This window comes from Vibrio chemaguriensis, from assembly GCF_012275705.1.
In the GTDB taxonomy this organism is placed as follows: Bacteria; Pseudomonadota; Gammaproteobacteria; order Enterobacterales; family Vibrionaceae; genus Vibrio; species Vibrio diabolicus.
Genome location: NZ_SHOE01000035.1, coordinates 25,382 through 36,374, shown reverse-complemented (window position 1 = coordinate 36,374; position 10,993 = coordinate 25,382). Strand labels below are relative to the sequence as shown.

The 10,993-nt window shown below is 46.0% G+C and carries 9 protein-coding genes, 1 tRNA gene and 1 riboswitch; of the genes, 9 read left to right on the top strand and 1 reads right to left on the bottom strand.

The genetic code is table 11. The features are described from left to right. Nucleotides 1–56 precede the first annotated feature (56 nt). The 9 genes from EX191_RS21470 to thiH all read left to right on the top strand — a co-directional run bounded on the left by EX191_RS21470 (nt 57) and on the right by thiH (nt 8,914). A tRNA-Trp gene (locus EX191_RS21470) sits at nt 57–133 on the top strand. Nucleotides 134–371: 238 nt separating this feature from the next. Next, a complete protein-coding gene (locus EX191_RS21465; protein WP_193448451.1) occupies nt 372–1,754 on the top strand; it encodes a multicopper oxidase family protein in 1,383 nt (460 codons plus the stop codon). 124 nt (nt 1,755–1,878) lie between these two features. Beyond that, nucleotides 1,879–2,262 (top strand): fluoride efflux transporter CrcB, encoded by a 384-nt coding sequence (gene crcB, locus EX191_RS21460; protein ID WP_005397071.1) that lies wholly within the window; start codon nt 1,879–1,881, stop codon nt 2,260–2,262. Nucleotides 2,263–2,322: 60 nt separating this feature from the next. Then, nucleotides 2,323–2,421: riboswitch (TPP riboswitch) on the top strand. A gap of 164 nt (nt 2,422–2,585) precedes the next feature. Next, nucleotides 2,586–4,526: a phosphomethylpyrimidine synthase ThiC gene (gene thiC / locus EX191_RS21455; protein ID WP_193448450.1), complete on the top strand. Its 1,941-nt coding sequence runs from the start codon at nt 2,586–2,588 to the stop codon at nt 4,524–4,526. Further along, complete coding sequence (locus EX191_RS21450) at nt 4,526–5,941, top strand: thiamine phosphate synthase (protein WP_193448449.1); 1,416 nt, start codon at nt 4,526–4,528, stop codon at nt 5,939–5,941. The genes thiC and EX191_RS21450 overlap by 1 nt, the downstream gene beginning before the upstream one ends. Beyond that, entirely contained in the window at nt 5,928–6,701 is a 774-nt protein-coding gene (locus EX191_RS21445) for a HesA/MoeB/ThiF family protein (RefSeq protein WP_193448448.1), read from the top strand. The genes EX191_RS21450 and EX191_RS21445 overlap by 14 nt, the downstream gene beginning before the upstream one ends. A 38-nt stretch (nt 6,702–6,739) precedes the next feature. Continuing rightward, a complete protein-coding gene (gene thiS / locus EX191_RS21440; RefSeq protein ID WP_005378804.1) occupies nt 6,740–6,994 on the top strand; it encodes a sulfur carrier protein ThiS in 255 nt (84 codons plus the stop codon). 5 nt (nt 6,995–6,999) lie between these two features. Continuing rightward, nucleotides 7,000–7,767: a thiazole synthase gene (locus EX191_RS21435; RefSeq protein WP_193448447.1), complete on the top strand. Its 768-nt coding sequence runs from the start codon at nt 7,000–7,002 to the stop codon at nt 7,765–7,767. A 34-nt stretch (nt 7,768–7,801) separates the two neighbouring features. Continuing rightward, complete coding sequence (gene thiH, locus EX191_RS21430; RefSeq protein ID WP_048626808.1) at nt 7,802–8,914, top strand: 2-iminoacetate synthase ThiH; 1,113 nt, start codon at nt 7,802–7,804, stop codon at nt 8,912–8,914. Between the two features lie 99 nt (nt 8,915–9,013). On the opposite strand, the gene EX191_RS21425 is transcribed toward thiH, so the two are convergent. Further along, complete coding sequence (locus EX191_RS21425) at nt 9,014–10,804, bottom strand: aminopeptidase P family protein (protein ID WP_193448446.1); 1,791 nt, start codon at nt 10,802–10,804, stop codon at nt 9,014–9,016. Between the last annotated feature and the right edge of the window lie 189 nt (nt 10,805–10,993).

Here is a 10,993-nt window from a genome sequence, read left to right as displayed (position 1 = left end):
TATCGACAACCTCGCCCATGCGAGGTTTTGTCAAATCTAGAATATAAGAATTCTACAGGGGTGTAGCTCCAATTGGCAGAGCAGCGGATTCCAAATCCGCGTGTTGGGAGTTCGAATCTCTCCACCCCTGCCATATATCAAGGCTCTGACTTAGGTCAGAGCCTTTTTTGTATCTGCTTGCCACTATGCATTTGTCCTCTCATCCCACCTATATGCCTTTCTGCTGCCTGCTGCTCTTTGTAAGTATTTATTACTCACCAACCTATTAGACTAGTCGTTATAACCAAGTGCTCCGAAGTGTTAGCAATAAATGAGAATCATTATTTATATTTAGTTACACTCAACCGATCTGGATTAATGGGTAACTATGTATGGATATATCTCGTCGACGCTTCCTTCAATCATCCTTAGCGATCTCCGCGCTTACTGTTCTACCTGCATGTTCTCTATCTAGGAGTACTAATAAGCAGGGGCAGTATATATACGATATCACTGCAGAGCCTTCTACGGCTGAACTAGTGCCCGGTTTCAATACTGAGGTATTGGCTTTTAATGGGCGTATACCTGCACCTATAATTCGTTGCCGACAAGGGGAAAAGGTAACAATCAACTTCATCAATAAGCTATCAGAGCCGACGACGATTCATTGGCATGGCTTGAGGATTCCTATTGAAATGGATGGAGTTCCGTTTTTAAGCCAGGCTCCTATCATGCCCGGAGAGACTTTTACGTATGAGTTTATTCCGCCAGATGCAGGTACGTTTTGGTATCACCCACACATGAACAGCGTTAAGCAGCTTGGTATGGGGTTGGTTGGGCTAATAATTGTTGAAGAGGCTGAGCCTGTTCAGTTTGATGAAGAGCATGAAGTCGTCCTCAAGCATTGGCATTTAGACAAGCAAGGACAGTGGAAGAATCTAATGGTGCCGCGCTTGAGTGCACGTATGGGAACGCCAGGAGAGTGGAGTAGCGTCAATGGTATTCATGAGCCTGTTTATACGCTGAAGCAGAACGCGACTACGCGATTAAGAATTGCTAATGTCGATAACACCATTACCTATCCGATCGCGATTGAAGGCACAGAGGCTTGGGTTATTGCTATCGATGGCAATCCAGTTAAAACGCCTTATAGGCTCACTCAACACAAAATTGGTCCGGGAATGAGATTGGATATCGGATTGATTGCTCCGAAGGCTGGAGAGCGTGTTTATGTGCGTCAAATGAAAGGGCGCTTCCCATTCTCTTTGTGTGAGTTTGAAGTTGTTGAGTCTGACCTGCCAAGCAACAAGAAACTGCCTTTATTGCCTCTCAACCCTGTGCCTGATCTTGATTTGGAAAATGCGGAGCAAATCGATTATGTGTTTGAATGGGAGGGGGCGATCACTCCTGCCGATAAATCGGGCAAAGCGATACCTAAATTCTGGCTGATGAACAAACGGGCTTGGGAGGGAATGAGTAAAGATAATATCCCAGCACCACTTTCAAAATTGGAACTTGGAAAAACCTATATCTTCAATTTGAAGAACGTTACTCAATATCATCATCCTATTCATCTTCATGGGCATACATTTACTGTTCTTGAGTTAGATGGCAAGAAACTTGACGAACCGTTCCATACCGATACGGTTTTACTTGGAAAAAATGGCAGTGCCAAAGCTGCCTTTGTTGCTAACAACCCTGGACGTTGGATGTATCACTGCCATGTTATTGAGCATATGAAAACCGGTTTGATGGGGTATATTGAAGTAAAGTGACTCCTGTAACTTTTTTAATCTCAGCGTGTTTTAAATGCAATACGTTGTCGAATTCTAAAATTTCACCATCAATATCGCTTTAGTTTTGGTTACAATATCGTCATCAATAGTGTTGGGGGGAATTATGGGGCAGTTTTCCATTCTTGGTTTTATTGCGCTAGGTGGTGCTTTTGGTGCGTGTTCTCGTTACTTGATATCTGAACTGTGTGTCATTTTATTGGGGCGTGGTTTTCCATACGGTACGTTAACCGTTAATGTGGTTGGTTCATTTATAATGGGCTTGTTGATTGCTGCGTTCGACAATGAACTGTTGGCAACAGAACCTTGGCGACAAGTGATTGGTTTGGGATTTTTAGGGGCACTGACGACGTTTTCCACCTTTTCTATGGATAATGTTTTACTTATGCAGCAAGGTGCATTTTTTAAGATGGGGTTAAATATTTTATTAAATGTGGTGCTGAGCATCTCTGCTGCGTGGATCGGTTTCCAATTATTGATGCGCAGCTAGCAAAGTAGTTAAAAATTAAACAGGTCGGCTTGGTTTAACCAGGCCGTTTTTATATACTGATATCACTTGTCGGAGTGCCATAAGGCTGAGACCGTTAATTCGGGATCCGTTGAACCTGATCAGATTAGAATCTGCGAAGGGAACAAGAGAAGATATTTATACCGGAGTTCTTTCTGGTTGACCTATCAAATAGTCGAATGTTGTTATAGGCAAATTACTTAAGCTTTATTTAGCCTTAATTTGACTCCTCTTGTCGCATCTATCCGCCAAGCATTTTTATCCAATTACTTTTTATCTAGTATAACAAAGCAAGGAAAAATGCTATGTCGAGTCGCAAACAAGCGAGACTGGAAGCAAAACAGTTTATTGAAACACTCTCGGTACAGCCGTACCCAAATTCCACAAAAGTATATGTAGAAGGTTCACGTCCAGATGTTCGTGTACCTATGCGTGAAATAGCGCTAGCAGATAGTCTGATTGGTGGCACAAAAGAGGCGCCTATTTTCGAGCCGAATGAAGCCGTCCGAGTCTACGATACGTCAGGTGTTTATACTGATCCGAACTACGATATTGACCTTTATAGCGGCTTACCAAAGCTAAGAGAAAGCTGGATTGAAGAGCGTGGTGACACAGAGTTACTTGATGAAGTAAGCTCGGTGTACACCAAAGAACGCTTAGAAGACGAAACACTAGACGATCTTCGTTACGGTAATCTACCACGTATTCGACGTGCCAAAGATGGGCAATGCGTCACTCAACTGCACTATGCTCGCAAAGGTATTATCACCCCAGAAATGGAATTCATCGCGCTGCGTGAAAACATGGGTCGTGCCAAGTACCGTGATGATGTGCTGAATCAACAGCATCCTGGTCAAAGCTTTGGAGCTAATCTTCCAAAAGACATTACCGCCGAGTTTGTTCGCAAAGAAGTTGCCGAAGGTCGCGCGATTATCCCTTCTAATATCAACCACCCAGAATCCGAACCAATGATCATTGGCCGTAACTTTTTGGTCAAAGTGAACGCCAATATCGGTAACTCATCGGTGACGTCTTCGATTGAGGAAGAAGTTGAGAAGCTCGTTTGGGCGACACGCTGGGGTGGGGATACCGTTATGGATCTCTCTACTGGACGTAACATCCACGAAACTCGCGAGTGGATTCTGCGTAACAGCCCGGTTCCGATCGGTACCGTACCTATGTATCAAGCGCTGGAAAAAGTGAATGGAGTTGCCGAAAACCTTAACTGGGAAGTGATGCGCGATACTCTGATTGAGCAAGCAGAGCAGGGCGTTGATTACTTCACTATCCATGCCGGTTTACTACTTCGCTATGTGCCAATGACTGCAAAGCGTGTTACTGGCATCGTCTCTCGTGGTGGTTCTATCATCGCGAAATGGTGTTTAGCGCATCACCAAGAAAGCTTCTTATACACCCACTTCCGAGAGATCTGTGAAATCTGTGCCAAGTATGATGTGGCACTTTCTCTCGGTGATGGTCTGCGCCCTGGTTCGGTTGCCGATGCTAATGACGAAGCGCAATTTGCGGAGCTTCGTACTCTTGGTGAGTTGACTAAGGTTGCGTGGGAATACGACGTACAGGTGATTATCGAAGGTCCTGGCCATGTTCCAATGCACATGATCAAAGAGAACATGGAAGAGCAGCTAGAGCACTGCCATGAAGCTCCGTTCTACACCCTTGGTCCACTGACGACAGACGTCGCTCCTGGTTACGACCATATTACGTCAGGAATTGGCGCTGCCATGATTGGCTGGTATGGCTGTGCGATGCTTTGTTACGTAACACCTAAAGAGCATCTTGGCTTACCAAACAAAGAAGACGTGAAGGTAGGCATGATCACTTACAAGCTTGCTGCGCACGCCGCTGATTTAGCGAAAGGGCACCCTGGTGCACAAGTTCGTGATAACGCGCTTTCTAAAGCTCGCTTCGAGTTCCGTTGGGAAGACCAATTTAACTTGTCGCTTGACCCAGATACCGCACGCGCTTTCCATGATGAAACCTTGCCTCAAGAGTCTGGAAAAGTTGCTCACTTCTGCTCGATGTGCGGACCAAAGTTCTGCTCGATGAAGATCTCGCAAGAGGTACGAGAGTATGCGAAAGACACTGAGCAAGTTGCTGCGGACCAAGCTATCTCAATCAAAATGCTGGATGACCCTCTTGAGGGGATGCGTCAGAAATCGCAAGAATTTAGAGAGTCAGGTTCTGAGCTATACCATCCAGCAGCACATGCCGAGGTAAGTGACTAATGAGCAAAATCCTTATTCCGTCATCATTGATTGAACTGACTGGTTTAGTTCAACAATGTTTGTTGTTGGCGAAAGAACAGGGTTTTAGCATTGAAGACATTGAGTTGGGTGTGAGCCCAACTCAATCTATTCAGCTTGTTCGCGACCAACAGACCACACGTATAACGACAGATCTTATTGATGGTTATGACTCTGAGCATGAGAGTTCATTTGTGCTTTATTACCGTTCTTCTTTATCGGTAGAAGCGTGCGCAAAGCAACCGTCGAAAGCGATTTACATTGGTATTGCTGATACTCAAGTTTCCGATCAAAAGGAGAAAGTGCTTCAGCTTGATATCTGGCGTCACCCAATTAACAACGAAGTGAGAGCGCTTTCCGTTAAGTCCAAATTCAACGCAATGTTCGATCCCGAACATCACCTTGCTTGGATAGTAACGCTGACAGTATTCGATTTTCCTATCGAAGATGCGTTAACACTTGCTCGAGGAATGCTAACTCAACAAGCGAATGTTTCACGTGAAACACTGTTGAATGACAACCTTGACGAGGGAAGATCTACTCAGTGGGCTGACCAATTTGATGATTTCCCCACACCTGTACTAGAGGATAACCGGCTAGGTATTCAAGTTGGTTGGTCTGCACAAGGTGAGAGCGTTAGCTTTCCAACTCTAACTAAGCAAAGTCTAGGGCTCTATCCAGTCGTTGATGATGTTGCTTGGATTGAGCGTCTACTGCCACTAGGCATCAACACTATTCAACTGCGAATCAAGAACCCACAACAAGCCGATTTAGAACAACAGATCATTCGAGCGATTGAGCTAGGTCGTAAGTATCAAGCACAAGTGTTCATCAATGACTATTGGCAGTTGGCAATCAAGCATGGCGCTTATGGCGTTCACCTGGGACAAGAAGACATAGAAGAATCGAATTTGGCTCAGATAACTAAAGCCGGTATTCGTCTTGGTCTTTCTACGCATGGTTATTACGAACTACTGCGCATCGTACAAATTCATCCTAGCTACATCGCACTAGGGCATATTTTCCCAACCACCACAAAACAGATGCCATCGAAACCACAAGGTTTAGTGCGCTTGGCACTGTATCAAAAGCTGATTGATAGCATTCCTTACAGAAATACAGAGTCGGCTTTCCGTCCTGAAAAAGACAAAGCCGTTAGTGGCGACGTGCTTGGTTTTCCGACGATCGCGATCGGTGGCATCGACCAATCTAATGCTGACCAAGTTTGGCTAACAGGTGTTTCTAGTTTGGCAGTTGTGCGAGCTATTACGTTGGCAGAATCACCTCAGTCCGTCATCGAGTTCTTTGCACAACTGATGAAAGAAAGACAGCTAACGTTTACTGATCAGAATAGTGAATTAGCGCATACCAAGAGAGGCGAGCATGCTCACGGATAAGCAGTTCCTTCGCTATCAACGCCAAGTAGCTCTGCCTGAAATTGCTGAAAGTGGGCAAGAGCGTTTGAGCAAATCGCATGTGCTGATCATCGGTTGTGGTGGGTTAGGGAGCGCAGCGAGTTTGTACTTGGCATCAGCGGGTGTTGGTAAATTGGTTGTGGTCGATGACGATGAAGTTGATAGCAGTAACCTACAACGTCAGATCATTTATCGTGAGCAAGACCTACAAGTTGCGAAAACAGAAGCAACTGTAAAACAGCTCACTGACCTCAATTCTATGGTTCAAATTCGTGCCCTCAATAAGCGACTAGACAAAGCACAGCTGCAGCTTGAGGTGATGCTAGCGGATGTGGTGCTCGACTGCACCGATAACATGCCAACGCGCCAGCTAATTAACCAAGTTTGTTTCGAGCAAAATACGCCGCTCATTTCGGCGGCGGCAATTGGTTGGCAAGGGCAATTTGCTGTTTTTGATTACCAAAAACCGAGTGGACAACTAGCAGAAAGCAAAGCCTGTTACCGCTGTTTGTATCCGTTCGACGAATTACCACAAACTCAAAAGTGCAGTGACAGCGGTGTCGTCGGTCCGGTGGTGGGTACACTTGGTAACTACCAAGCGATAGCGGCAATTCAAAAACTGGCGACGGGAAAGTTTCATTTCGAGACTGCCAAGTTGCATCTGTTTGATGGGTTGAAACTGCAATGGCAAACCATGGCGATAAGTAAAGACAAACAGTGCCAAGTGTGTGCTCAGATTTAGCTTACGAATAATCGGCAAAATTAAGAGAGTTGGAAGCAATGACGTTATCAGAACAACAAACAACACAAATGACCGCTGCTGACTTAGATGTGATCACTATTGTCATCAATGACCAGTCACATCAAGTTGCCAGTGAGTCGAATCTACAGCAAATCATTAGTCAATTTGCGCTGCCTGAAATGGGCTGTGTTTTTGCAATTAATAACAATGTTGTGCCGCGCAGTGAGTGGGCTAGCACAGTTCTTTCACAAGGAGATAGCATCTCTTTGTTTCAAGCGATCGCAGGGGGTTAAAGTCGATGCTTAAAATTGGTGATAAACAATTCGAATCAAGACTGTTCACGGGAACAGGGAAGTTTGCCAACAGCCGATTAATGGCAGAAGCGATTCAAGTATCGGGTTCTCAACTTGCGACCATGGCGTTGAAGCGTGTGGATGTGAACGACCAACAAGACGATATTTTGCTGCCGCTAGTACAAGCGGGCGTGAACTTATTGCCGAACACCTCAGGTGCAAAGAATGCTAAAGATGCTGTGTTTGCAGCACAATTGGCGAGAGAAGCGTTAGGTACAAACTGGCTAAAACTTGAAATTCACCCAGACCCGAAGTACTTGATGCCCGATCCAATTGAGACACTTGCGGCCGCTGAACAACTGGTTCGTGAAGGCTTTATTGTCCTTCCTTACTGTCATGCTGACCCGGTTCTGTGTAAACGATTGGAAGAAGTAGGTTGTTCTGCGGTCATGCCATTAGGTGCGCCGATCGGTTCTAACAAAGGGATAGTTTCTCACGACTTCCTAGAGATCATTATCGACCAAGCTAATGTTCCTGTCGTTGTTGATGCGGGTATTGGTGCTCCTTCACATGCGGCGCGTGCGATGGAAATGGGCGCGGATGCCGTGCTCGTCAATACTGCGATTGCAGCTTCGAGCGATCCCGTTGCGATGGCGAAAGCATTTAAGTTGGCGGTAGAGTCGGGGCGTATGGCTTATGAAGCCGGACTTGCGGGTAAGGTTTCTCATGCGGTTGCGTCGAGTCCACTGACGTCATTCCTAGATGAGCTTTAGTCCTAGATTGATTTAGCTATTAAGCGAGGAAAACATGAGCTTCGTTGAGCAATTTAAGCAGCTTAATTGGGATGACATCTCGATGTCGATCTACGCGAAAACGGCACAAGATGTCGAGCGAGCATTGAATAAACCCAAGCGTGATTTGGAAGACTTTAAAGCGCTAATTTCACCAGCGGCTGAAGCGTACTTAGAGCAAATGGCGCAGTTGTCATACTCGGCAACTCGCAAGCGGTTTGGCAACACCATGTCGCTTTACATTCCATTGTATCTTTCCAACTTGTGTGCCAATGCTTGTACTTATTGTGGCTTCTCAATGGAGAACAAGATCAAGCGTCGTACCTTGAATAGGGACGAAGTGGCAGCAGAAGTTGAAGCCATTAAACGCATGAAGTTTGATAGCGTATTGCTGGTGACTGGCGAACACGAAACCAAAGTGGGCATGAAATACTTCCGCGAAATGGTTCCGATGATTAAGCAACGCTTTAATTATTTGGCGATGGAAGTGCAGCCGCTAGATCAAGACGAATACGCAGAGCTCAAGACATTGGGTTTGGATGCGGTGATGGTTTATCAAGAAACGTATCATCCTTCGACTTATGCTGAGCACCATTTACGTGGCAATAAGATGGATTTCGAATACCGATTGGATACACCCGATCGTCTTGCAAAAGCGGGCATCGATAAGATCGGTATTGGCGCTTTGATAGGATTGGAAGAGTGGCGTACAGATTGTTTTTATGTGGCAGCGCACCTGGACTATCTTGAGCGCACGTATTGGCAGACTCGTTACTCAATTTCTTTCCCACGTTTGCGTCCTTGTGAGGGCGCGCTCCAACCCAAATCAGTAATGACGGATAAGCAGCTTGTTCAGTTGATTTGCGCTTATCGTTTGTTGAATCCAGAAGTGGAGTTGTCATTATCGACTCGTGAGTCACCGAAGTTTAGAGACAACGCATTGGCTTTAGGCATTACCAGTATATCTGCAGCATCGAAAACTCAGCCGGGTGGTTATGCGATGGATGATGTTGAGCTCGAGCAGTTTGAGATCAGTGATGAGCGAAGTGCTAGTTCTGTGGAAGATATGATTAGAGCCAAAGGCTTTGACCCTGTATGGCGAGATTGGCACTCGGCGTATTCTGGATAAGCAACAAATAAAGCCACTGATCATCGCTATGTTTCACGTGAAACATAGGAAAAAATAGAGGGTTGATGCAAAACATCAACCCTCTATTTTTTCTAGCTTCTAGCTGTGTGCTACAGGTAGCGTTGCCTGACGAAGCCACTCTTTCACATCACCTTCAACCAGCGGGCTGATCTCATCCCATACTTTCTGGTGGTAATCATTCAGCCAAGCAAGTTCTGGACGAGTTAACATATCAACATTGATGTTGCGTTTGTCGATTGGGCAGCGTGTTAGTGACTCAAATGACAGAACAGGGAAGTCACCGTTAGTTGGGGTTTCAACAACAAGCTCTAGGTTTTCAATACGGATACCAAACGCATCTGCACGGTAGTAACCTGGCTCGTTGGATAGCACCATACCTTCTGTTAGAGGCACGTCGATTTGCTTTTTCGAAATGCTCGCTGGACCTTCATGAACACTTAGGAAGTGACCAACACCGTGACCAGTACCGTGATCGTAATCGTAACCTTCCGCCCATAGGTGCTGACGAGCTAGAGTATCGATTTGGTAACCACGTGTGCCTTTAGGGAAACGAGCTCGAGCAACGCCAATATGACCTTTCAGCGCCAACGTAAATTGCTTCTTCATTTCTGAAGAAGGTTGACCAATCGCGATAGTACGCGTGATGTCGGTAGTGCCATCGAGGTACTGACCGCCTGAGTCCACAAGGTAAAGCGTGTTCAGTTCTAACTTACCAGGTTCAGGTTGGTTCTCGTGATTGTAGTGACACATGGCCGCGTTGCCGCCTGCCGCTGAAATGGTATCGAAGCTGAGATCGATTAGCGTAGGGTCTTCGCTACGAAATGCTTCCAGTTTGTCTGCTAATGTCGCTTCGTCATGCAGGTTACCAGCAGCAACTTCCGCATCTAACCAACATAGGAACTTGCTCATTGCCACGCCATCGCGGATATGACACGCCTTCATACCGGCAATTTCAACCGAGTTCTTCGCCGCTTTTGGCATCAGACATGGGTCTGCTGCTGCAATCACGGACGCACCAGAGTTTTGTAGTACTAGCTTAAACCAAGCGTTACTGATTGCAGGGTCAACTAATACCTTTTTACCTGTCATGGCTTCAAGGCGAGATTGAAGTGCTTCTGGGTGGTGAACCGTCACACCGGTGCCTACGTGAGTGTCAAAATCAGCAGGTAGACGAGCAGGATCGAGGAAGTATTCAACGGTTGAGTCGGCATGCAGAATCGCGTGAGAAAGCAGAACTGGTAGGCGTGATACATCCAAACCACGTACATTCAGCAGCCAACAAATAGAATCTAATGCTGTGATCACAGCGCTATCTGCACCCGCTTTTTTTACCAGTTGGGCGATCTCTTGACGCTTACTCTCACTTGATTGACCGACGGCTTCTGTTGGCATCAGGCGAACATCAGAGACAACAGGCGCTGGGCGGTCATGCCACAACTCATCAATTGGGTTGTTGGTCAGAATATTTAGCTCAAGCTTTCCAGCCAGTTTAGCTTGTGCCATGTCTAGCCAAGCTGAGCTGTGCATACGAGGATCAATTGCGACAGATGCGTTTGTTGGCAGGTTGTCTAGAACCCAATCTAAAGCTGGTTCTTCAATAAGGTGACGATATTCAAATAGGTCACCAGGGACTTGTTTGGTGACTTGAACGGTATAGCGGCCATCAACAAAGATAGCGGCTTTGTCTTTGGTGATGACGGCGGCACCAGCAGAGCCTGTAAAGCCTGTTAACCAATGTAAGCGCTCGTTGTGCGCTGGGACGTATTCACCCAAATACTCGTCCTCGTGCGGAACCAGTAGGGCATCAATATTATGTTGTACAAGCCATTCGCGAATCGCATTCACGCGGCTGAGAGTTTCGTTGTGCATCTGTTTTATTCCTTCAAATTACCGCTCCTTCATGCTCAGGTGTGGGAGCTGTTTCCTTCTGCTTCATGCAGTTTATGATCAACGCAAGTTTGCAATGACTTAGGTTGAGTCGGAGTACAACTAGGCCATAGATGAGCCAAAAAGGACTACGACAGTTAAGCTACTCATTTTACCCGCTAAGCGCAAATT

Coding starts and splice junctions, on each gene's coding strand:
- EX191_RS21465 (WP_193448451.1), top strand. CDS start 372: ATGGATATATCTCGTCGACGCTTCCTTCAATCATCCTTAGCGATCTCC.
- crcB (WP_005397071.1), top strand. CDS start 1,879: ATGGGGCAGTTTTCCATTCTTGGTTTTATTGCGCTAGGTGGTGCTTTT.
- thiC (WP_193448450.1), top strand. CDS start 2,586: ATGTCGAGTCGCAAACAAGCGAGACTGGAAGCAAAACAGTTTATTGAA.
- EX191_RS21450 (WP_193448449.1), top strand. CDS start 4,526: ATGAGCAAAATCCTTATTCCGTCATCATTGATTGAACTGACTGGTTTA.
- EX191_RS21445 (WP_193448448.1), top strand. CDS start 5,928: ATGCTCACGGATAAGCAGTTCCTTCGCTATCAACGCCAAGTAGCTCTG.
- thiS (WP_005378804.1), top strand. CDS start 6,740: ATGACGTTATCAGAACAACAAACAACACAAATGACCGCTGCTGACTTA.
- EX191_RS21435 (WP_193448447.1), top strand. CDS start 7,000: ATGCTTAAAATTGGTGATAAACAATTCGAATCAAGACTGTTCACGGGA.
- thiH (WP_048626808.1), top strand. CDS start 7,802: ATGAGCTTCGTTGAGCAATTTAAGCAGCTTAATTGGGATGACATCTCG.
- EX191_RS21425 (WP_193448446.1), bottom strand. CDS start 10,804: ATGCACAACGAAACTCTCAGCCGCGTGAATGCGATTCGCGAATGGCTT.